Raw genomic sequence first — 20,621 nt, 5'->3', positions numbered from 1 at the left:
CCCGGCGGAGCCGGTTCCGCGGTGTTCCTGGCAATCTCGATTCAACCTCTTCGCTTGAAGAGCATCAGCAGCACACCAGCCAGCACCACGGCCACGGCGTACCACTCGAAGCGCGTGACGGCCTCGTTGGCGATCCACACGCCCAGCAGCATCGCGATCACAGGATTGACGAAGGTGTAGCTCGCGGCCAGCGCGGCCGGGGCCCTGGCCAGCAGCACCATGTAGGCGTTGAAGGCGATCAGCGAGCCGAACACCACAAGATAGACCCACGCTGCGAGCGCCTCGGGCTGCGGCGGCCAGCTCATCGTTTCGCCGGACACGGCCGCGAGCCCCATCAGCACCACGCCGCCGCAGAGCATTTCGCTCGCGAAACCCATCGCCCCGGGCGCCAGCGGCAGGCTGCGCTGGCTCAGCACGCTGCCCAGCGACCAGCAGGCGGTGGCGATGCAGATGGCCACCAGCCCCTCGGGCGACGAGCGGAAGCCGCTGCCCTGCGTGAGCATCAGCACGCCGACGAGGCCGAGCGCGATGCCCGCGGCCTCCAGCCGCGACGGCTTCACGCCCCAGATCAGGTTGAGCAACGCGATCAGCAGCGGAATCACCGCGATGAACGCCACCACCAGCCCCGAGCCGATCGACACCTCGGCGTAGGCCGTGCCGCCCATTCCGCCGCCCAGCATAAGGGCTCCGACGATCAGCGCGTTGCGCCACTGCACGAGCGATGGCCACGGCGCGCCGCGCCAGCGCATCCAGGCCGCCAGCAGCACGCCCGCGAACAGGAAGCGCGAGCCCATCTGCAGGAAGGGCGGAAAGCTGATCAGCGCGTACTTGATCGCAAGGTAGGTCGAGCCCCACACCACCCAGGTGGCGGCGAGGCAAAGCCATAGAAGCGGTGGCAGCCCGGAGCGCGCGGCTGCGGGCGCGGCTTGGGCAGGAGAAGCAAGGGTCGGCATGTCGAGGGTGTCTCTTCTTGGTATCGGATGCCGGCCATGGTATGAAAGCCATCTTTCCGCAGCCATGCAGATTTCATGGTTCTGCCCCTGCCGCACCGTCGATTTGAAGGACTTGCATGGACTTTTCCTTGAACCCCTCCCTGGATGCCCACGACACCCGCATCCTCGCCGAACTGCAGGCCGACGCGCGCCTGACCATGGCCGAGCTCGGTCGACGCGTGCACCTGAGCCAGCCGGCCGTGACCGAGCGCGTGAAGAAGCTGGAGGCAGCCGGCGTCATCAGCGGCTACCGCGCCACCGTCAACCTCGGCAAGCTGGGCTACGGCATCCGCGCCATCATCCGCGTCGGCCGCGCCGACTACGACCTCGTCGTCAAGCTGGTGCAGGAGACGCCCGAATGCGTCAATGCCTACAACGTGACCGGCGAGGACAGCTGGATCCTCGAGATCGCGGTGATCGACGTGAGCCACCTCGACGCGGTGCTCACCAAGTTCTGCATCCTGACGGAGACGGCGACCTCGATCATCCTGAACCCGGCACGCGAACACCAGCCGATGCTGCCGCCCCGGCGCTCCGACGTGAAGCCGCCGATCAGGAAGATCGTCAACGCGTAGCGGCCAGCGCGCCGAAGGCCGCCACCACCTCGGGCGGCGCCTGCACCATCTCGATCAGCACGCCCTCGCCCGCGATCGGGAATTCGTCGTTCGCCTTCGGATGCAGGAAGCAGATGTCGAAGCCGGCCGCGCCCTTGCGGATGCCGCCCGGCGCGAAGCGCACGCCCTGCGCGGTGAGCCATTCGACGGCCTTGGGCAGGTCGTCGATCCACAGGCCGACGTGGTTCAGCGGCGTCGTGTGAACGGCGGGCTTCTTCTCGGGGTCCAGCGGTTGCATCAGGTCGACCTCGACCTTGAAGGGCCCCGCGCCCATCGCGCAGATGTCCTCGTCGACGTTCTCGCGCTCGCTCCTGAACGTGCCCGTGACTTCGAGCCCCAGCATGTCGACCCACAACTTCTGCAGGCGCAGCTTGTCGGGGCCGCCGATGGCGATCTGCTGGATGCCCAGCACCTTGAAGGGGCGTGTGGCGGCGGCGGTCATGCTGCGCAGCCTTCCGCCTGTTCCTGCACCTGGCGCGAATTCAGCCCCAGCTTGCGCAGCAGCACCGTGTCGGCCTCCACGTCGGGGTTGCCGGTGACCAGCAGCTTGTCGCCGTAGAAGATCGAGTTCGCGCCCGCCATGAAGCACAGCGCCTGCACCGCGTCGCCCATCTGCTGGCGGCCGGCCGACAGACGCACGCGCGCGGTCGGCATCGTGATGCGGGCCACCGCGATCATGCGCACGAAGTCGAAGGGATCGACCGGCTCCGAGTCGGCCAGCGGCGTGCCGGGCACGCGCACCAGGCTGTTGATGGGCACCGATTCCGGGTACGGATTCAGGTTGGCCAGCTGCGCGATCAGCCCCGCGCGGTGCACCGGCTGCTCGCCCATGCCGACGATGCCGCCGCAGCACACGCTGATGCCGGCGCTGCGCACGTTGGCCAGGGTGTCGAGGCGGTCCTGATAGGTGCGCGTGTCGACCACGTCGGTGTAGTACTCGGGCGCGGTGTCGAGGTTGTGGTTGTAGTAGTCGAGGCCGGCGGCCTTGAGCTGGTGCGCGTGGTGCGGCTCGAGCATGCCGAGCGTGGCGCAGGTCTGCATGCCCAGGCCCTTCACGGCCTCGACGAGCACGGCCACCTTCTCGACGTCGCGGTCCTTCGGCGCGCGCCATGCGGCGCCCATGCAGAAGCGCGTGGCGCCGGCGTCCTTGGCGGCCTGCGCGGCGCGCACCACCTCCTCGACCTCCATGAGCTTCTGCGCCTTCACGCCGGTGTCGAACTCGGCCGACTGCGGGCAGTAGCCGCAGTTCTCGGGGCAGCCGCCGGTCTTCACCGACAGCAGCGTGGCCAGCTCGATGTCGCCTTCGGGGAAATGCTGGCGATGCACGGTCTGCGCCTCGAACAGCAGGTCCATCAGCGGCTTGTCGAGCAGCGCCTGGATCGCCTCGACGGACCACGGCCCCTGCGGCGTCGCGATCTTCGCGGGCCGGTGCAGCGTGATCGCCTGTTGCGCCTGTTGAAAGTCGTTGGCACCCATCAGTTGAACTCCAGAATGATCTGATCGACGGCGAGCGATTCGCCCTTGTTCGCCGAAATCTTGCCTACCACGCCGTCCTGCGTGGCGAACAGCACGTTTTCCATCTTCATGGCCTCGATCACGGCCAGCTTCTCGCCGGCACGCACCTGCTGCCCCGGCTGCACCGACACCTCGACCAGCAGGCCCGGCATCGGCGACATCAGGAACTTGCTGAGGTCCGGCGGCGCCTTGTAGGGCATGAGCTCGAGCAGGCGCGCGCCCAGCGGCGACAGCACCATCGTCTCGATCTGCGTGCCGTCGTGCGACACGCGCAGCGCCAGCGGGTTCTTGCCCGCGCCGCGCTCCACCTGTGCGGTGAAGGGCTTGTCGTTGACGACGCCCTGCACGCGGATCGAACCCAGCGCGAGGCTGCTGTCGATCTTGTATGTCTTGCCGTTCACGGTCACCGAGCTCGCGCCGGTCTTGCCGTGGAAGTCGGTCACCGAGACCGGGTGATGCACGTGCTTGCCTTCGTGCCCCAGTTCGACCACGACGAACTGCTCGCCCACCTTCACGCCGTGGCCTTCGAGCTGCCCGCTGATGCCGGAAGCGCGGGCACGGTAGCGGCGGTGCACGTACGCCGCCAGCGCGACCAGGAAGGACGGATCGGTGTGCGGCACGTCTTCTGCATGGAAGCCCTTGCCGTAGTGCTCGGCGATGAAGCCGGTGTTGAAATCGCCCGCCACGAATTTCGGATGCGCCAGCAGCGCCGCCTGGAACGGGATGTTGCTGCTGATGCCGCGGATCACGAAGCCGTTGAGCGCCTCGCGCATGCGGGCGATCGCGTGCTGGCGGTCCTTTCCGTGCACGATGAGCTTGGCGATCATCGAGTCGTAGTACATCGGGATCTCGCCGCCCTCGTACACGCCGGTGTCCACGCGCACGCCGTTCAGGTGCTGCGTGTCGCTCGCAAACATGGTCTCGCCCGGCGGCTGGAACTTCACCAGCCGGCCGGTGGAAGGCAGGAAGTTGCGGAACGGATCTTCGGCGTTGATGCGGCACTCGATGGCCCAGCCGTCGCGCTTCACCTGCTCCTGCGTCAGCGGCAGCTTCTCCCCGGCCGCCACGCGGATCATCAGCTCGACCAGGTCGAGGCCGGTGATGCACTCCGTCACCGGGTGCTCCACCTGCAGGCGGGTGTTCATCTCGAGGAAGTAGAAGCTCTGGTCCTTGCCGACCACGAACTCCACCGTGCCTGCGCTCTGGTACTTCACGGCCTTGGCCAGCGCCACGGCCTGCTCGCCCATCGCCTTGCGCGTGGCGTCGCTGATGAAGGGCGACGGCGCCTCCTCGATCACCTTCTGGTGGCGGCGCTGGATGGAGCACTCGCGCTCGTTCAGGTAGATGACGTTGCCGTGCGAGTCGCCCAGCACCTGGATCTCGATGTGGCGCGGCTCCTCGACGAACTTCTCGATGAACACGCGGTCGTCGCCGAAGCTGTTGCGCGCCTCGTTGCGGCAGGAGGTGAAGCCCTCGAAAGCCTCCTTGTCGTTGAAGGCCACGCGCAGGCCCTTGCCGCCGCCGCCGGCCGAGGCCTTGATCATCACCGGGTAGCCGATGTCCTTGGCGATCTCGACGGCGCGCTCCGCCGTCTCGATGGCGTCGTTCCAGCCCGGAATGGTGTTGACCTTGGCTTCGTTCGCGAGCTTCTTCGAGGCGATCTTGTCGCCCATGGCCGCGATCGAATAGTGCTTCGGCCCGATGAAGGCAATGCCCTCTTCCTCGACCTTGCGCGCGAAGGCCTCGTTTTCCGACAGGAAGCCGTAGCCCGGGTGCACGGCCTCTGCGCCGGTCTTCTTGCAGGCCGCGATGATGCGGTCGGCCTGCAGGTAGCTCTCGCGGCTGGGCGCGGCGCCGATGTGCACGGCCTCGTCGGCCAGCTCGACGTGGCGGGCTTCCTTGTCGGCGTCGGAATAGACGGCGACCGTCAGGATGCCCATCTTCTTGGCCGTCTGAATGACGCGGCAGGCAATTTCACCGCGATTGGCGATCAGGATCTTCTTGAACATGTTCTTCTTCTCCGTGCCGCTCACAGTGGAATGTTGCCGTGCTTGCGCCACGGGTTCTCGAGCTTCTTCTCGCGCAGCATCACCAGTGATCGGCAGATGCGCTTGCGCGTCTCGTGCGGCAGGATCACGTCGTCGATGTAGCCGCGCGCACCGGCCACGTACGGGTTGGCGAAGCGGGCCTTGTACTCGGCCTCGCGGGCGGCGAGCTTCTCGGGGTCGTTCTTGTCCTCGCGGAAGATGATTTCCACCGCGCCCTTGGCGCCCATCACCGCGATCTCGGCGCGTGGCCAGGCGAGGTTGACGTCGCCGCGCAGGTGCTTGGAGGCCATAACGTCGTAGGCACCGCCGTAGGCCTTGCGGGTGATGACGGTGATCTTCGGCACCGTGCACTCCGCGTACGCGTAGAGCAGCTTGGCCCCGTGCTTGATGATGCCGCCGTACTCCTGGCCGGTGCCGGGCATGAAGCCGGGCACGTCGACGAAGGTGACCACCGGGATGTTGAAGGCGTCGCAGAAGCGCACGAAGCGCGCGGCCTTGATGCTGCTCTTGATGTCGAGGCAGCCCGCCAGCACCAGCGGCTGGTTGGCGACGATGCCGATGGTCTGGCCTTCCATGCGCGCGAAGCCGATCACGATGTTCTTCGCGTAGTCGGGCTGCAACTCGAAGAAGTCGCCGTCGTCCACCACCTTCAGGATCAGTTCCTTGATGTCGTAGGGCTTGTTCGGGTTGTCGGGCACCAGCGTGTCGAGCGAGTAGTCGAGCCGGTCGGCCGGGTCGCCCAGGCCGTTGTTGCCCAGGCGCACCGGAGGCTTCTCGCGGTTGTTGAGCGGCAGGTAGTTGTAGAGGCGGCGCAGCATCATCAGCGCCTCGACGTCGTTCTCGAAGGCCATGTCGGCCACGCCGCTGCGCGTGGTGTGGGTGATGGCGCCGCCGAGCTCTTCAGCGGTCACGCTCTCGTGCGTGACGGTCTTCACCACCTCGGGGCCGGTGACGAACATGTAGCTGCTGTCCTTCACCATGAAGATGAAGTCGGTCATGGCGGGCGAGTACACGGCGCCGCCGGCGCAAGGGCCCATGATCATGCTGATCTGCGGCACCACGCCCGAAGCCATCACGTTGCGCTGGAACACGTCGGCATAGCCGCCGAGCGAGGCCACGCCTTCCTGGATGCGTGCGCCGCCCGAGTCGTTCAGGCCGATGACCGGTGCGCCGACCTTCATGGCCTGGTCCATCACCTTGCAGATCTTCTCGGCGTGCGCCTCGCTGAGCGCGCCGCCGAAGACGGTGAAGTCCTGGCTGAACACGAACACCAGGCGGCCGTTGATCATGCCGTAGCCGGTGACCACGCCGTCGCCGGGGATCTTCTGCTCCGCCATGCCGAAGTCGACCGAGCGGTGCTCGACGAACATGTCCCACTCTTCGAAGGTGTTGTCGTCGAGCAGCAGCTCGATGCGCTCGCGCGCCGTGAGCTTGCCCTTGGCGTGCTGCGCGTCGATGCGCTTCTGCCCGCCGCCGAGACGCGCCTGGGCACGGCGCTTTTCGAGTTGTTCGATCAGTTCTTGCATGGTGTGCTTTCGAAGCTGTGGTCCTGGATTGCGTGTCTTTTCTTCATGGTCTGGCCGCGATGGCGGCCGCGGCGAGCAGGTTGCGCGCGGCCGTGGAGGCCGGCAGCGTGCCCTGCGCCACCTGCTGCGTGAGCTGCGGCAGCAGCTCGCGCACCTGGGGGTGATGCCTGAAGGCCTGTTTGAGGCCTGCGTCGATGCGCTCCCACATCCACGCGGTGGCCTGCTTCTCGCGGCGCTTCGCGAGGCGGCCGTTGGCGGTCTGCAGTTGCCTGAATTGCGTGACGGCGTCCCAGAAGGCATCGACGCCGGTGTTGGCCAACGCGCTGAGCTGCAGCACCCTGGGCAGCCAGAAGCGCACCTCGGCGCCGCTGTGCGCGTCGTGCGCGGCATGGGCGTGCTCGGGGTTGCCCTGGTGGCCGAAAAGGCGAAGCGCCGAAGTGATCTGGGCCTGCGCGCGCGTGGCGGCGTCCTTGTCGATGTCGGCCTTGTTGATGACGACGAGGTCGGCCAGCTCCATCACGCCCTTCTTGATGGCCTGCAGGTCGTCGCCCGCATTGGGCAGCTGCAGCAGCACGAACATGTCGGTCATGCCGGCCACTGCGGTTTCGCTCTGGCCCACGCCGACGGTCTCGACGATCACGATGTCGTAGCCCGAGGCTTCGCACACCAGCATGGCCTCGCGCGTCTTCTCGGCCACGCCGCCGAGCGTGCCGCTCGACGGGCTGGGCCGGATGTAGGCGCGCTCGCTCACCGAGAGACGCTCCATGCGCGTCTTGTCGCCGAGGATGGAGCCGCCCGACACGGTGGACGACGGGTCGATGGTGAGCACCGCGACGCGATGCCCCTTGCCGATCAGCAGCAGGCCCAGCGTCTCGATGAAGGTCGACTTGCCGACACCCGGCACGCCCGAGATGCCGAGGCGGAACGAACTGCCCGTGCGCGGCAGCAGCGCCGTGAGCAGCTCGTCGGCCTGCGCGCGGTGGTCGTCGCGCGTCGATTCGAGCAGCGTGATGGCCTTGGCGATGGCGCGACGCTGCGGCATGCCTTCGGTGCCGGCGATCGCGCTTTCGAGGGCTCGAGCCTTGTCGCTCAGCACGCAGCCTCCGACGCCACGCGCCAGCGGTAGTACAGGTCGACGCCCTCCCCGCCTTCGAGCACGAAGCCGTGCCGCTGGTAGAAGCGGTTGGCGTCGCTCTTCACGAGCGCGGTGAGCTTGATGTCCAGTTGCTGCTCGCGCGCCTGCGACTTGGCCCATTCGAGCACCCACTCGCCGATGCCCAGGCCCTGGAAGCCGGTGCGCAGGTAGAGATGGTCGAGGCGCAGCGCGTCGCTGTCCTCGGGCTTGAGCGTGACGAAGCCGATGCGCTGGTCGCCGTCGAGCACGATGTGGTGCATGTACGGCACGACGAAGCCCGCGCTCAGGCGCTCGCGCGAACGCGCCACGTCGAAGCGGCCGACGCGCTCCAGGCTCGGGCGCATCGCGTCGATGCGCAGGGCCAGCATGGCCTCGAAATCGCTGGAATCCACCGGCTGCAGCGACAGCCGCGACAAGAGATCGCTCACGACGACGCGCCTCAGGCCGTGACCGCCGCGCGAATCTGCTCCAGCACGTCCTTGGCGCTGGCGGGAATCGGCGTGCCCGGCCCGTAGATGCCCTTGACGCCGGCTTCGTAGAGAAAGTCGTAGTCCTGCCGCGGAATGACGCCGCCGACGAACACGATGATGTCGTCCGCGCCCTGCTTGCGCAGCTCGTCGATGATGGCGGGCACCAGAGTCTTGTGGCCGGCCGCGAGCGTGCTCACGCCGACGGCATGCACGTCGTTTTCGATGGCCTGGCGCGCGCACTCCTCGGGCGTTTGGAAAAGCGGCCCCATGTCCACGTCGAAGCCCAGGTCGGCGAAGGCGGTGGCGACCACTTTTGCGCCGCGGTCGTGGCCGTCCTGGCCGAGCTTGGAGATCATCACGCGCGGGCGGCGGCCCTGCTCCTCGGCGAAGGCGTTGATTTCGGTCTTCAGCGTTTCCCAGCCTTCGGCCGAGTCGTAGGCGGCTGCGTACACGCCGGTCACCTTCTGCGTGTCGGCGCGGTGGCGCCCGAAGGACTTTTCGAGCGCGTCGGAAATCTCGCCCACCGTGGCGCGCAGGCGCACCGCGTCGATGCTCAGCGCGAGCAGGTTGCCGGTGTTGTTCTCGGCGGCTTCGGTGAGCGCGTCGAGCGCGGCCTGCACCTTGGCGTTGTCGCGCGAGGCGCGGATCTTCTGCAGGCGCGCGACCTGCTGCTCACGCACCTTCACGTTGTCGATGGAAAGAATCTCCACCGGGTCTTCGTTCTTGAGCTTGTATTTGTTGACGCCGACGATCACGTCCTTGCCCGAGTCGATGCGCGCCTGCTTCTCTGCCGCGGCAGCTTCGATCTTGAGCTTGGCCCAGCCGCTGTCGACAGCCTTGGTCATGCCGCCCATGGCCTCGACTTCCTCGATGATGGTCCAGGCCGCATCGGCCATGTCCTGCGTGAGCTTCTCCATCATGTAGCTGCCGGCCCAGGGGTCGATCACGTTGGTGATGTGCGTCTCTTCCTGGATGATGAGTTGCGTGTTGCGCGCGATGCGGGCGCTGAACTCGGTGGGCAGCGCGATGGCTTCGTCGAGCGCGTTGGTGTGCAGGCTCTGCGTGCCGCCGAACACCGCGGCCATCGCCTCGATGGTGGTGCGCACCACGTTGTTGTACGGGTCCTGCTCGGTGAGGCTCCAGCCCGAGGTCTGGCAATGCGTGCGCAGCATCAGGCTCTTGGGGTTCTTGGGCTCGAACTCCTTCATGATGCGGCACCACAAGAGGCGCGCGGCGCGCATCTTGGCGACTTCGAGATAGAAGTTCATGCCGATGGCCCAGAAGAAGCTCAGGCGGCCGGCGAAGCCGTCGACGTCGAGGCCCTTGGCCAGCGCGGTCTTCACGTATTCCTTGCCGTCGGCCAGCGTGAAGGCGAGTTCGAGCGCCTGGTTCGCGCCGGCTTCCTGCATGTGATAGCCGCTGATCGAGATCGAGTTGAACTTGGGCATCTTCTGCGCCGTGTACTCGATGATGTCGCCGATGATCCGCATGCTCGGCCCGGGCGGGAAGATGTAGGTGTTGCGGACCATGAACTCCTTGAGGATGTCGTTCTGGATGGTTCCGCTGAGCTGGTCCTGTGCCACGCCCTGCTCTTCGGCCGCGACCACGTAGCCCGCGAGCACCGGCAGCACGGCGCCGTTCATCGTCATGGACACGCTCACCTTGTCCAGCGGGATCTGGTCGAACAGGATCTTCATGTCCTCGACCGAGTCGATCGCAACGCCGGCCTTGCCCACGTCGCCGGTCACGCGTGGATGGTCGCTGTCGTAGCCGCGGTGGGTGGCGAGGTCGAAGGCCACGCTCACGCCCTGCCCGCCGGCGGCCAGCGCCTTGCGGTAGAAGGCGTTCGATTCTTCCGCGGTGGAGAAGCCCGCGTACTGGCGGATGGTCCAGGGGCGCACCGCGTACATGGTGGCCTGGGGGCCACGCAGGTAGGGCTCGAAGCCGGGCAGCGTGTCGGTGTACTTCAGGCCCTGCAGGTCGGCCGCGGTGTACAGCGGCTTCACGGCGATGCCGTCGGGCGTGATCCAGTCCAGCGCGCTCACGTCGCCGCCGGGAGCGGACTTGGCTGCGGCCTTGGCCCAGGCTTCGAGATCGGCTTGCTTGAAAGAGGGTTCGGGTTTGCTGCTCATGAAGGGGCCGTTCGCAGTGTCTTGCAGGGTGTTCGCAAATTCGCCTGCAGGGATTTGCAAGCCGGCCGCGAGTCTAACCGATCCATAATTATTAATTCAAACGCCATTTTTGAAGTACAGTCCGGCCCATGTCCGCCGTCACCCTCACCCCCCGCGCCCTCTACGAAGAGGTGGCCGAACTGCTGCGCCAGCGGATCTTCCGCCGCGAGCTGGAGCCCGGCAGCTGGATCGACGAACTCAAGCTGGCCGAGGAATACGGCATCAGCCGCACCCCGCTGCGCGAGGCGCTGAAGGTGCTGGCGGCCGAAGGCCTGGTGACGATGAAGGTGCGCCGCGGCGCCTACGTGACCGAGGTGTCGGAACAGGACCTGGCCGACGTCTACCACCTGCTCTCGCTGCTGGAGAGCGACGCCGCCGGCGTGGTGGCCGAGCGCGCCACCGACGCGGAACGCGCCGAGCTGAAGGCGCTGCACGCCGAGCTGGAGGCGGCGGCCTCGCCGGAAGACCGCGAGCATTTCTTCGCCGTGAACGAGCGCTTCCACATGCGCCTGCTGGCCATCGCCAACAACAAGTGGCGCGACCAGATGGTGGCCGACCTGCGCAAGGTGATGAAGCTCAACCGGCACAACTCGCTGCTGAAGGCGGGCCGGATCGGGGAATCGCTGGCCGAGCACCGCGCGGTGATGGCCGCCATCGAAACGCGCGACGCCGAAAGCGCCATGGCCCGCATGCGCGAGCACTTCCACAACGGCCTGGAAGCGGCGAACTAGCCTGCCGCCGCCTCAGCGCGGCGCCGCGCCGGCGAGGAACATCTCGACCGCGCGCCGCACCATCGCCCTGATGTCTTCCACGGACATCGGCGCCGGGTTCGCCTGGTAGAGCCGCAGTTCGGTTTCCGCCGTGAGCAACGCGGTGAACTGCAGCGCAGTCACGTCGGGGTCCGCGCGCCGGAGTTCGCCGCGCTCCATGGCCGACTTCATGAACCCCGCGAGACTTCGGATGAACTCGGCAGGCCCCGATTCATAGAACTGCTGCCCCACGTCGGAGCGTCCGGCCTCGGCGATGACCATGCGGTAGACCGCCATCGCGTCGGCGTCGTTGGTCATCACGGCGAGGGTCCGCTCGCCGAATCGCATCAGCTGCGATGCGAGGGCGGCACCCTCCTTCACTTCCAGCAGTTCGGCCGCGGCATCGGCCAGGTGCGAGGTGGCCACGGCCTGCACGACCGCGACGAAGAGTTCCTCCTTCGAGGCGAAGTAGCCATACAGCGTCGCCTTCGAGCCGCCCAGGCGCTTCGCCAGCTCGTTCATCGACGTGCGCTCGTAACCCAGCTCCCTGAACAGCGCCACCGCCGTTTCGAGGATCACCTGCCGCCGCGCTTCTGTCCGGACCTTCATCTCGCCTTTCAAAAGAATACCCGACTGTACAGTTTTCTTGACATCGCCAAGAGGCCTCTCAATAATGAACCGTACCGTACAGTTTTAAATCTGGAAATGATCGTTGCCGCTTTTCCGATGGCTCCGAAGGGAAGTGCCACATCGGTCCGACCCAGGAAAGACACGACCGACACGACATGACGACCGCAAAGACGAAATACCTCTCCAGCTTCGCCGTCACCCATGCCACCGTGCTGGCGCTGGTGGTCGGCGTCTTCCTGATGGATGGCTGCGCCCACAGGCAGACGCAGGCCGGCGCTGGCGCCACGAATGCCCATGTCGCACCAGCCCCCGCGGCAAGGGAGCCTCGCCCATGAATGCCCTGTTTCTCGGCTCCGAAGACAGGATGCGCGACGAGTTCGCCGGCGTGCTCGGAAGGTGCGGCTTCGCCATCGACGTGGCCGCCGCACGCGATGCCGCCGCGTGGCTGTCCGCCGGCAAGCCGTACGCGCTGATTCTTCTGGACGCCACGCAGCCCGCGGCGGACCACGCGGCGATACGTTCGGTCCGGCGCGGCACCAGCGCCCCGCTGCTGGTGCTCACGCAGCGCGACCAGTTGGCCGACCGGCTCGAGGGGCTGGCGGAGGGCGCGACCGAATACATCGTCAAGCCTTACGAGCCCGCCGACCTGCTGGCGCGCGCCTGGGCACTGGCTTCCCGCGGCCGCGGCCCGGAGGCCGCGGTGCTGCGCCTCGCGGACCTGGCGATCGACCGCTCGCGCGGCAAGGCATTCCGCCAGGGCGTGGACCTGGGCCTCAGCGCCACACTTTTCGAGCTGCTGTACGTGCTGATGACGCACCACGGCCAGGTGCTGTCGCGCGCAAGGCTGATCAGGGCCGTGTGGGGCTCAGGTGCCGAGAAGCGCGACAACATGGTCACCGTCGGCATCCTGAGGCTGCGGCAGAAGCTGGACGGTCCTTTCGGGCTGAAGCTGCTGCACACGGTGCGCGGCGAAGGCTACGTGCTGAGCCTTCGCAACGACCACTGATCCAACTAGTCTTCGGCCCGGCCGGCGCGCTCGTCGATCGCGGCCGAGGTGCCGACCTCCCCCGCCAGGCGCTGCGCGGTCTCGAGCAGCAACGGCGCGATGCGCGCCACCATCGTGTCCTTGGGCAGCAGGTAGGCCGGGCCGCCGCAACTCACCGAATAGCGCTCGCCGCGCGGCCCCTCCAGCGCGAAGCCGATGGCGTGGATGTGCGGATTCCATTCGCCGAAGGAGCCGCAGTAGCCCAGTCGCGTGTATTCGTCGAGGCCCGACATCAAACCCGGCTCGATGACGCCCCAGCTCTCCCCGCTTTCGGCCTGAATCTGCGCCAGCAGTTCCGACTGCTCCGTCGCGGGCAGCGCCGCCAGGTAGGCGCGTCCGGCGGCCGATGTTGCGATGGTCATGCGCGTGCCCACCTCGATGCGGGAGCTGATGACCACCGAGCGCGGCCGCAGCGAATCGATGACGAGCATGTCGAGCTCGTCGCGCACGCCAAGGTGCACGCTCACGCCCGCGGCTTCCGAGAGCGCCGCCAGATGCGGCCGCGCAACAGTACGCAGATCGAAATGGCGCAGGTAGCGACTGCTCATGTCGAGCAGCGCGGGGCCGAGGCTGAAGCGCTCGCTGTCCTGCGACTGTCGCAAATACCCCGCACTCACCAGCGTGGCGGTGAGCCTCGACACCGTGGCCTTGGGGATTCCCGTGGTGTCTGCCAGTTCGCGATTGCCTATGGGCGCCGATGCCATGCCGATGACTCTCAGTAGAGCCAGGCCTCTGGCGAGCGCACTTACTTCTTCTTTGCCGCCAATCGCGTCATTCATGTATCCAAACCTTTTTATGTCCCTGATGTCCTCATTTTTCAGCAAAAAACGGTTGACGCGCCACTTATCGTGAAGTAGCAATTTCGGAACATCGTTTCAGCAAAAGGCTTGTGGCCGTGTCGGCCCAGATCCCGCCCCCGGAAAAGGCGCGCGCGGCGCCAGGGGGTTCAGGCGGCCTGAGCGGCAGGCTCGCGTGCCAGCGCCATGACTTCGTGCGCGGGCAGCGTCTTGAGGCGGTGGTCGCTCCAGACCTGCCGCCAGCGGCGCGCGCCCGGCAGGCCGTTGCGCAGGCCCAGCATGTGCCGCGCGATCGGCCACCAGTGCGTGCCGTGCTCGGCCGCCTCGCGGGCCATGTAGCCGCACATCAGCGACTCGACTTCTTCGCGCGTCAGCATCTGCTCGCCGGCGCCGAAGAACTCGGCGTCCCATTCGGCCAGCCACCACGGGTTGTGATACGCCTCGCGCCCGACCATCACCCCGTCGAGCAGCCGCAAATGCTCGTGCACCTGCGCGTTGACCGTGATGCCGCCGTTGATGGCGATGTGCAGGTCGGGAAACTCGTGCTTCAGCCGGTGCACGAGCTCGTAGCGCAGCGGCGGGATCTCGCGGTTCTGCTTCGGGCTCAGTCCCTGCAGCCACGCGTTGCGCGCGTGGACGATGAAGGTCCTGCAGCCGGCTTCGCTCACCTTGCCGACGAAGTCGCGAACGAATTCGTAGCTTTCGATCTTGTCGATGCCGATGCGGTGCTTGACCGTGACCGGCACATCGACCACGTCGACCATCGCCTTCACGCAGTCGGCCACCAGTTGCGGCTCGTTCATGAGACAGGCGCCGAAGGCGCCGCGCTGAACGCGCTCGCTGGGGCAGCCGCAGTTCAGGTTGATCTCGTCGTAGCCCCACTCCTCGCCCAGCTTCGCGCAGTGCGCGAGATCGGCCGGCTCGCTGCCGCCGAGCTGCAATGCGACGGGATGTTCCTCGGCGTTGAAGCGCAGGTGGCGCGGCACGTCGCCATGCATCAGCGCGCCGGTCGTCACCATCTCGGTGTAGAGCAGCGCATGACGCGATAGCAGGCGATGGAGATACCGACAGTGCCTGTCGGTCCAGTCCATCATGGGTGCAACGGACAAACGCATTGCCTCGGTCGCGCGGGGATTTTGAGGAAAATCAAGCACTGGCGCGGGGTTATGGGGGTTCTCGTTCGTCGTCATTCAGTGTCATTCAGCGCTGTTTTTTCGGTCTCGGTGGTACATTGCGTGCCACAAAACTGGCATGTACCACTGGAAGGCCCCCTTTGGGAACCATCACGAAGCGCAAGCGCGCAGACGGAAGCGTAGCGCACATGGCTCGCATCCGAATCAAGGAGGGCGGCATCGTCGTCCACAGCGAGACCGAGACTTTCGACCGTGATCCGGCCGCACGACTCTGGCTGAAGAGCCGGGAAGCCGAGCTGGCCCAGCCCGGCGCGCTAGCGAAACTCAAGGCACCCGATCCCACGTTCGCCGAGGCCATACAGAAATACGTCGCCGAGTACCGCAAGGGCATCGGCAAGACCAAGGCTCAGGTACTCAACACGGTGGCGGCCACCAGCTTGGCGAAGCGGCGTGGCTCGGCCATCACCAGCGCCGACTGGGTGCAGTTCGCCAAAGACCTCGGCGTCCTGCCGCAGACGGCCGACAACTACCTGTCACACATCTCGGCGGTCTACCAACTGGCGCGACCGGCCTGGGGGTATCAGCTCGACCCACAGGTCATCAACGACGCGCGCAAGGTGTGCAAGGCGCTCGGCCTGACCTCAAAATCAAGACAGCGAGATCGGCGCCCCACCCTCGAAGAGCTGGACAGGCTCATGACGCTCTTTGGCAACCGTCGCAAGGGATCGATCCCCATGCAGGAAATCGTGGCCTATGCGATCTTCAGCACGCGGCGTCAGGACGAGATCACGCGGCAGACCTTCCAAGACCTTGATGAAGCGCACCCGGACATTTGGGTGCGGGACATGAAGCACCCAGGCGAAAAGACAGGCAACGACGTCCGATGCAACCTGACGCCTGAGGCGCTGGCCATCATCCTGAATCGGCGCAAGACGCCCGGACAGACGGGCCGAATCTTTCCCTACGACAGCGGAACCATCAGCCGCGTCTTCACCGATGCGTGCACCTTGCTCGGCATCGAGGATCTGCACTTCCACGACCTGCGTCATGACGGAATCAGCCGCCTATTCGAACTGGGCTGGAACATCCCCAACGTCGCAAGCGTTTCCGGGCACCGAACCTGGAGTTCACTGCGGCGCTACACGCACATCCGCCACCGCAGCGACAGGTACGCTGATTGGCCTTGGCTAGAGAAGCTCGGCCTTCACGCTTCTACACCCAAAGACAGCCAAGCCTACCGGACATACGACTCATAGCTCAGCGGCACGTGCCAGAGCCTGGGTGAAACGACTCAAGGCTGCTCATTCTCTTGATGCACGCCCACCCACACATCAAACAGAAGAGAACCGCAACACCGAGTGTGGCGCTGCGAAATGCGGCACCAATCCATCAACCGAAAATATGAGTTTGCGATTTTGTGCAAATCACACATAATGGCAAACATGGACGTTGAAGATGAGTTTCGCACACCCGGGCAGCTGCTCGGCCACCTGCTGCAGGAGCGGGGGTGGTCCAACCGTGTGCTGGCAGTAGTCTTGGAAGCCGAAGAGACCGGCATTAGCAAGCTTGTGGCCGACAAAAAGGCCGTCACGCCCGAGATAGCCATCACGCTTGAAGAAGTTTTTGAAGTCCCAGCTGATCGCTTTCTCGCGCTGCAACGCAACTTCGATTTGGCAAAAGCGCGCCTAGTTGTTCGCCCGAATCCGAAGAGAGCAACACGCGCACAACTTTTTGGCGGTCTGCCCGTTGCGGAAATGATCAAGCGGGGGTGGCTCGACGCCCCCGATGTGCGGGATCTGCCGATCGTCGAAAGAGAACTCACGCGTTTTTTTGGCGTCGATGCAATTGATGACATCGAGATTCTTCCTCACGCTGCAAAGCGGACCGTGGTCTCGGAGGGAGCGACCACCACTCAATTGGCTTGGTTGTATCGCGTGCGGCAAATAGCGTCCGAGATGCTTGTTGCGAAGTATTCTGCGGCGAGTGGTCGTCGCGCTATTGAGATGCTTCGCCCACTCATGGCGGCCGCAGAGGAAACTCGCAAGGTTCCGCGAGTCCTAGCGGAATGCGGCATAAGGTTCGTGATCGTAGAGTCTCTGCCTTCCGCGAAAATCGATGGTGTCTGCTTCTGGCTGGATGGAGCTTCGCCGGTGATTGGCATGACGCTGCGCTTTGATCGCATCGACAATTTCTGGTTTGTTCTTCGTCACGAGCTTGAACATGTGCTCCAAGAGCATGGCAAGACAGCTATCACCATCGACGCTGATCTAGAGGGTGCTCGCGCAGGAGTAAGTGATGCAGTTTCTGAGGAAGAACGCATCGCAAATGCAGCGGCGGCCGAGTTCTGCGTGCCTAAAAAAACGATGGATAGCTTCATTGCGAGAAAGGCTCCGACGTTCGCGGATCGCGACATCTTGGGGGTCGCCGCGACCTTACGCGTTCACCCCGGCCTTGTTGCCGGTCAGCTTCGATTCCGAACCGGTCAGTACACACGCTTCGCTAGCCATCTGACAAAAATTCGCTCGTTTGTAACTCCCGGCGCCGTTGTGGACGGCTGGGGGGACGTCGCTCAAGTAGGTCATTAAGGAAGGACCCATGGCAAAAAAGACTCAAGAGATGCAGAGCATCATCAAACGGTATAAGGACGAAACCGGCAAGACGTCTGTAGATATGCATGACGTTGCCAAGTACGCGGTGAGAATGGGCTGGCCGCTTCCAAAGCCTAAGACCGCAATAGAGAGATTAGCCGAGCAGTTTTCCGGCGCTGCGCGCGAAGAGGTCCGACGCGACACAGTGACGGGAAAGCCGTACCGAGTCAATTTGGCAGTGACCACTTGGCAAGGCAATCAACAAACCACGCTTTGGCATGACATTGATGATGCTCCGCGTCACATTGCGCATCGATCCTTTCAGCAACGCCGCGAGCAAATGGTAGGCGACGCTGTTCAGCTCACTTTTGATGTGATGCACTGGAACCGTATCAACGAGGAACAAGATCCGATCGTCATGGAAATGGACTTCAACGACGATGTCAGTTGGCGACTCAACACGCCAGACGACGATCAGAAAGCTGCCTAACCGTCGTCGCTACTCATGCAACTCGAGCCGATTGAGTCGCGTCAGATGCGCCTGAGAACACGTTCGAACAGATAACACATGGATCCGCGAGTAACCGAACTGCAATGCATCATGCCGATCGCAAATATCGCTTCGGTTCTGCAGCACGGAATCTTGTCGCACGAGCGAGCATCCAAGCTAGCACACCATAGTGTCGCGATGCAGGAAATGCAGGATCGGCGCGATATCAAGATCGTGCCTGGTGGTCTGCGTCTTCATCAATACGCGAATCTCTACTTCCACGCCCGCAATCCCATGCTCTTCAAGCGACGAGCCGAGGACGTTTGCGTGCTCAGGGTATCGCGGCGCATACTTGAGCTGCAGGGAGCAGTGATTACGGATCAAAATGCAGCGAGCGGGTATGTTCGCTTCTGCGCTCCCGACCAGTGGGCGCTGTTGGACTTCGACGACATCTATGCGCGCAGTTGGACTCATCCGGATGACGAGATTCGCGGCTATAGGCATAAGTCTCGCAAGTGCGCTGAGGTGCTTATCCCTCATAGCGTCTTGCCCAACATGATCGCGGGAGCCTACGTTCCCGACAGCGGCTCTGCTGGGCGTTTGGCTCAGCAAGGGTTTACGCTTCCAGTAGTTGTGGATCCGGATTTTTTCTTTAGGTAAGTTTCATGGGAATGTTTAAAGCGCTCATCGGCGATATGTTCAAGAGCGATTCCCAAACCTTGGTGAACACGGTGAACTGCGTGGGAGTCATGGGCAAGGGTGTGGCTCTAAAGTTCAAAGAGCACTTTCCTGCCATGTTTGACGACTATGCGCGTCGCTGTGCACGCAAAGAGGTAAGGCTGGGTGAGCCATACATCTACGAGGATCTAAGCGGCGCGAAAATTCTCAATTTCCCCACAAAGGACCATTGGCGCTCTGCGTCACGACTAGTCGATATTGAGAGCGGTCTCGACTATTTGGCAAAGCACTATGAGCGCTGGGGCATCAAGAGCTTGGCAATGCCTCCGCTCGGCTGCGGAAACGGGGGGCTTGAGTGGGCAGAAGTAGGCCCATTGATCTATCAAAAACTGCATCAACTTCCCATTGATGTAGAGGTTTTCGCGCCTTACGGAACAGCATCCACTGAACTGACGACGGAGTTCTTAAGCGCTCCCACTCAGCTTTCTCTGGAAGGGAAAGGACGGCGACTTGAGAAAATGAACCCCGGTTGGGTGGCTCTGATTGAAGTTCTGAAAGAGCTAGCAGATCAACCTTATGCTCCTCCGATTGGGAGAACGATTTTTCAGAAGATCTGCTATGTAATCACTGAACTTGGTGTCCCCACTGGTTTTGATTTCGGTAAAGGTAGTTTTGGCCCATTTTCAGCTGATGTGAAGCCTGCGCTGCATGACTTTGCTAACAGAAACTGGATTCAAGAGAAGCCTCTTGGCCGCATGGTCGAACTCCAAGTAAGTGACCAATTTTCGAAGGAACGCAACAGGTTTCTAGCCGAGATTGAGCGCTACCGGAAGTCTATTGACAAAACAGTAGATCTTTTCAGCCGGATAAAAGACACAGAGCAGGCCGAAGAGGTCCTTACGGTGTTGTTCGCCAGTCGCCAAGTCAAGAAGGGCGACAGGAATGCAGAAGTTGATGAACAGCAGATTTACGACTACATCCTTGACTGGAAAAAAGCCTGGAAAGAACCGGGGAAGCAACGAGCAGTGGCGGAAGCTGTTCGTAATCTTGCGATGCTAGGCTGGATCAGGGTGAAGCCAAGTCGCTCGATGATGGAGTTTGTGTAGCCCCTTGGCCGAGAGAGCTGCATTTTTTATCTCGAATTTGGGTGCTTCGGTTTTCGGCAGAGCGAAGCTCGGAGAAGCATGGTTTTTCCGCGCCCCTGCGCTCTCCCAGTGCTGCCCTGCTGGCATGACAGCATGCTTGGCATATCCGCCAAAAAGTCCGTAATTTCCGGTAGTTCGGACTTCCCAATAAACCGCTGACGCCCCCCCAGCAATGGCGCGGCCATCCGCTGCGGCGACCACCCCGTAAAAACAACCACCCGAAGCGCGCGGGCTCGGTGGGGGCTAGACCGCGCGCCAGCGGGCACGGGCAGCCCACCGCCCGGGGCAGTTGGTCGATCTCCGTGGCAAGGGCGCGGCGAGGCGCTTAGCAGGCCTTAGCGGCCCGAAACGGCACACGGTAGGGCCAATGAAGGCATCAGACGAAAAAAGGGCGCTAAACGCGCCTTCGGATCTGCTCGGCGCCACCCATTGCTGACTGAGGGTCGACGGTAGCCCTATCTAGCGAGTCGCAACTCGTGCAACTCCGTGAGGCAGAATTCACCGAGTATCGAGAAGGGACGAAATGAACAAAGAAGAGGCACTGCTGTCCTTTGCCGACTTGCTGGAAGTGGCCAGCGTCTGTGCGCCGCAGAGGAGCTACGAAATGCAGACGGAACTCGTCGAGCGATGCCGTGCAACGCGCCGTGCATTTGTCGCAAAGATGCCCCTTCGCAACCTTTTTCGCTGCGATATCTGCGGCCTTCAAGCTGGCGAAGTGCTCATGCACTTCGAGGACCCAAAGCAGCCACTTCAGGCTGAGGCAAATCGTCTCATTTGGGAAACACCAGTCGGCCACTATGTGGACATACACAAGTCCGAGTTGCATCGCATGCTCGTGCATGGTGCAGACCTCTCGCCAGCGTTCCAGGCGCTACTCCAGCAGGCTACCCCCTGA

General features: G+C 63.9%; 21 protein-coding genes. 10 read left to right on the top strand and 11 right to left on the bottom strand.

The annotated features are described in order from the left end of the window. Positions 1-41: 41 nt before the first annotated feature. On the bottom strand, positions 42-953 hold the full coding sequence (gene yedA / locus SFB74_RS13635) for a drug/metabolite exporter YedA (protein WP_432731333.1): 912 nt from the start codon (positions 951-953) through the stop codon (positions 42-44). A 116-nt stretch (positions 954-1,069) separates the two neighbouring features. On the opposite strand from yedA, the gene SFB74_RS13630 reads away from it, so the two are divergent. After that, complete coding sequence (locus SFB74_RS13630; RefSeq protein ID WP_093201697.1) at positions 1,070-1,567, top strand: Lrp/AsnC family transcriptional regulator; 498 nt, start codon at positions 1,070-1,072, stop codon at positions 1,565-1,567. Here SFB74_RS13630 and SFB74_RS13625 read toward each other — a convergent pair. From SFB74_RS13625 to scpA, 7 genes are read right to left on the bottom strand one after another with little or no spacing between them, the layout of a single operon-like run. Beyond that, positions 1,557-2,048, bottom strand: a complete 492-nt coding sequence (locus SFB74_RS13625) for a VOC family protein (protein ID WP_432731332.1) — start codon at positions 2,046-2,048, stop codon at positions 1,557-1,559. The genes SFB74_RS13630 and SFB74_RS13625 overlap by 11 nt on opposite strands. Continuing rightward, the gene (bioB, locus tag SFB74_RS13620; protein WP_093304940.1) at positions 2,045-3,082 is read right to left on the bottom strand and encodes a biotin synthase BioB; all 1,038 of its coding nucleotides are present in this window, start codon (positions 3,080-3,082) and stop codon (positions 2,045-2,047) included. The genes SFB74_RS13625 and bioB overlap by 4 nt, the downstream gene beginning before the upstream one ends. Continuing rightward, positions 3,082-5,130 carry an acetyl-CoA carboxylase biotin carboxylase subunit gene (gene accC / locus SFB74_RS13615; RefSeq protein WP_432731331.1) on the bottom strand — a complete coding sequence of 683 codons (2,049 nt, stop codon included), beginning with the start codon at positions 5,128-5,130 and terminating at the stop codon, positions 3,082-3,084. The genes bioB and accC overlap by 1 nt, the downstream gene beginning before the upstream one ends. A gap of 20 nt (positions 5,131-5,150) precedes the next feature. Beyond that, a complete protein-coding gene (locus SFB74_RS13610; RefSeq protein WP_093201705.1) occupies positions 5,151-6,695 on the bottom strand; it encodes an acyl-CoA carboxylase subunit beta in 1,545 nt (514 codons plus the stop codon). Between the two features lie 43 nt (positions 6,696-6,738). Further along, positions 6,739-7,737 (bottom strand): methylmalonyl Co-A mutase-associated GTPase MeaB, encoded by a 999-nt coding sequence (gene meaB, locus SFB74_RS13605; protein WP_432731934.1) that lies wholly within the window; start codon positions 7,735-7,737, stop codon positions 6,739-6,741. Positions 7,738-7,784: 47 nt separating this feature from the next. After that, complete coding sequence (locus SFB74_RS13600; protein WP_432731330.1) at positions 7,785-8,258, bottom strand: GNAT family N-acetyltransferase; 474 nt, start codon at positions 8,256-8,258, stop codon at positions 7,785-7,787. A gap of 11 nt (positions 8,259-8,269) precedes the next feature. Next, on the bottom strand, positions 8,270-10,432 hold the full coding sequence (gene scpA / locus SFB74_RS13595) for a methylmalonyl-CoA mutase (RefSeq protein ID WP_432731329.1): 2,163 nt from the start codon (positions 10,430-10,432) through the stop codon (positions 8,270-8,272). A 128-nt stretch (positions 10,433-10,560) separates the two neighbouring features. Here scpA and SFB74_RS13590 point away from each other — a divergent pair, with 128 nt between their 5' ends. Then, positions 10,561-11,202 (top strand): GntR family transcriptional regulator, encoded by a 642-nt coding sequence (locus tag SFB74_RS13590; RefSeq protein ID WP_432731328.1) that lies wholly within the window; start codon positions 10,561-10,563, stop codon positions 11,200-11,202. Positions 11,203-11,214: 12 nt separating this feature from the next. Here the strand turns inward: SFB74_RS13590 and SFB74_RS13585 are convergent, their stop codons facing one another. Next, positions 11,215-11,829 carry a TetR/AcrR family transcriptional regulator gene (locus SFB74_RS13585; protein WP_432731327.1) on the bottom strand — a complete coding sequence of 205 codons (615 nt, stop codon included), beginning with the start codon at positions 11,827-11,829 and terminating at the stop codon, positions 11,215-11,217. 176 nt (positions 11,830-12,005) lie between these two features. On the opposite strand from SFB74_RS13585, the gene SFB74_RS13580 reads away from it, so the two are divergent. Together SFB74_RS13580 and SFB74_RS13575 are read left to right on the top strand one after the other, a co-directional pair. Then, positions 12,006-12,185, top strand: coding sequence for a hypothetical protein (locus tag SFB74_RS13580; RefSeq protein WP_432731326.1), 180 nt, complete (start codon positions 12,006-12,008; stop codon positions 12,183-12,185). Next, positions 12,182-12,856, top strand: coding sequence for a winged helix-turn-helix domain-containing protein (locus tag SFB74_RS13575; RefSeq protein WP_432731325.1), 675 nt, complete (start codon positions 12,182-12,184; stop codon positions 12,854-12,856). Before SFB74_RS13580 ends, SFB74_RS13575 begins: the two co-directional genes overlap by 4 nt. A gap of 5 nt (positions 12,857-12,861) precedes the next feature. Here the strand turns inward: SFB74_RS13575 and SFB74_RS13570 are convergent, their stop codons facing one another. Beyond that, complete coding sequence (locus tag SFB74_RS13570) at positions 12,862-13,674, bottom strand: IclR family transcriptional regulator (RefSeq protein WP_432731324.1); 813 nt, start codon at positions 13,672-13,674, stop codon at positions 12,862-12,864. 167 nt (positions 13,675-13,841) lie between these two features. Further along, positions 13,842-14,807 (bottom strand): tRNA dihydrouridine(20/20a) synthase DusA, encoded by a 966-nt coding sequence (gene dusA, locus SFB74_RS13565; RefSeq protein ID WP_432731323.1) that lies wholly within the window; start codon positions 14,805-14,807, stop codon positions 13,842-13,844. Between the two features lie 206 nt (positions 14,808-15,013). Between dusA and SFB74_RS13560 the strand changes: the two genes are divergently transcribed. The 6 genes from SFB74_RS13560 (at position 15,014) to SFB74_RS13535 (ending at position 20,621) form a co-directional block, all read left to right on the top strand. Beyond that, positions 15,014-16,081, top strand: coding sequence for a tyrosine-type recombinase/integrase (locus tag SFB74_RS13560; protein WP_432731322.1), 1,068 nt, complete (start codon positions 15,014-15,016; stop codon positions 16,079-16,081). 186 nt (positions 16,082-16,267) lie between these two features. Further along, the gene (locus tag SFB74_RS13555) at positions 16,268-17,410 is read left to right on the top strand and encodes an ImmA/IrrE family metallo-endopeptidase (RefSeq protein ID WP_432731321.1); all 1,143 of its coding nucleotides are present in this window, start codon (positions 16,268-16,270) and stop codon (positions 17,408-17,410) included. A gap of 10 nt (positions 17,411-17,420) precedes the next feature. Further along, a complete protein-coding gene (locus SFB74_RS13550) occupies positions 17,421-17,903 on the top strand; it encodes a hypothetical protein (protein ID WP_432731320.1) in 483 nt (160 codons plus the stop codon). A 78-nt stretch (positions 17,904-17,981) separates the two neighbouring features. Next, on the top strand, positions 17,982-18,563 hold the full coding sequence (locus SFB74_RS13545; RefSeq protein ID WP_432731319.1) for a DUF4433 domain-containing protein: 582 nt from the start codon (positions 17,982-17,984) through the stop codon (positions 18,561-18,563). A 5-nt stretch (positions 18,564-18,568) separates the two neighbouring features. After that, entirely contained in the window at positions 18,569-19,687 is a 1,119-nt protein-coding gene (darG, locus tag SFB74_RS13540; protein WP_432731318.1) for a type II toxin-antitoxin system antitoxin DNA ADP-ribosyl glycohydrolase DarG, read from the top strand. 562 nt (positions 19,688-20,249) lie between these two features. Then, entirely contained in the window at positions 20,250-20,621 is a 372-nt protein-coding gene (locus tag SFB74_RS13535) for a hypothetical protein (protein WP_432731317.1), read from the top strand.

Source organism: Variovorax xiamenensis, assembly GCF_050916385.1.
Lineage (GTDB): Bacteria > Pseudomonadota > Gammaproteobacteria > Burkholderiales > Burkholderiaceae_C > Variovorax.
This window is presented reverse-complemented; position numbering and strand designations above follow the sequence as displayed.

Excerpts from the sequence above, each read along its gene's own strand:
- yedA (WP_432731333.1), bottom strand. The coding sequence starts at position 953 with ATGCCGACCCTTGCTTCTCCTGCCCAAGCCGCGCCCGCAGCCGCGCGC.
- SFB74_RS13630 (WP_093201697.1), top strand. The coding sequence starts at position 1,070 with ATGGACTTTTCCTTGAACCCCTCCCTGGATGCCCACGACACCCGCATC.
- SFB74_RS13625 (WP_432731332.1), bottom strand. The coding sequence starts at position 2,048 with ATGACCGCCGCCGCCACACGCCCCTTCAAGGTGCTGGGCATCCAGCAG.
- bioB (WP_093304940.1), bottom strand. The coding sequence starts at position 3,082 with ATGGGTGCCAACGACTTTCAACAGGCGCAACAGGCGATCACGCTGCAC.
- accC (WP_432731331.1), bottom strand. The coding sequence starts at position 5,130 with ATGTTCAAGAAGATCCTGATCGCCAATCGCGGTGAAATTGCCTGCCGC.
- SFB74_RS13610 (WP_093201705.1), bottom strand. The coding sequence starts at position 6,695 with ATGCAAGAACTGATCGAACAACTCGAAAAGCGCCGTGCCCAGGCGCGT.
- meaB (WP_432731934.1), bottom strand. The coding sequence starts at position 7,737 with ATGCCGCAGCGTCGCGCCATCGCCAAGGCCATCACGCTGCTCGAATCG.
- scpA (WP_432731329.1), bottom strand. The coding sequence starts at position 10,432 with ATGAGCAGCAAACCCGAACCCTCTTTCAAGCAAGCCGATCTCGAAGCC.
- SFB74_RS13590 (WP_432731328.1), top strand. The coding sequence starts at position 10,561 with ATGTCCGCCGTCACCCTCACCCCCCGCGCCCTCTACGAAGAGGTGGCC.
- SFB74_RS13585 (WP_432731327.1), bottom strand. The coding sequence starts at position 11,829 with ATGAAGGTCCGGACAGAAGCGCGGCGGCAGGTGATCCTCGAAACGGCG.
- SFB74_RS13580 (WP_432731326.1), top strand. The coding sequence starts at position 12,006 with ATGACGACCGCAAAGACGAAATACCTCTCCAGCTTCGCCGTCACCCAT.
- SFB74_RS13575 (WP_432731325.1), top strand. The coding sequence starts at position 12,182 with ATGAATGCCCTGTTTCTCGGCTCCGAAGACAGGATGCGCGACGAGTTC.
- SFB74_RS13570 (WP_432731324.1), bottom strand. The coding sequence starts at position 13,674 with ATGAATGACGCGATTGGCGGCAAAGAAGAAGTAAGTGCGCTCGCCAGA.
- dusA (WP_432731323.1), bottom strand. The coding sequence starts at position 14,807 with ATGCGTTTGTCCGTTGCACCCATGATGGACTGGACCGACAGGCACTGT.
- SFB74_RS13560 (WP_432731322.1), top strand. The coding sequence starts at position 15,014 with ATGGCTCGCATCCGAATCAAGGAGGGCGGCATCGTCGTCCACAGCGAG.
- SFB74_RS13555 (WP_432731321.1), top strand. The coding sequence starts at position 16,268 with ATGGACGTTGAAGATGAGTTTCGCACACCCGGGCAGCTGCTCGGCCAC.
- SFB74_RS13550 (WP_432731320.1), top strand. The coding sequence starts at position 17,421 with ATGGCAAAAAAGACTCAAGAGATGCAGAGCATCATCAAACGGTATAAG.
- SFB74_RS13545 (WP_432731319.1), top strand. The coding sequence starts at position 17,982 with ATGGATCCGCGAGTAACCGAACTGCAATGCATCATGCCGATCGCAAAT.
- darG (WP_432731318.1), top strand. The coding sequence starts at position 18,569 with ATGGGAATGTTTAAAGCGCTCATCGGCGATATGTTCAAGAGCGATTCC.
- SFB74_RS13535 (WP_432731317.1), top strand. The coding sequence starts at position 20,250 with ATGAACAAAGAAGAGGCACTGCTGTCCTTTGCCGACTTGCTGGAAGTG.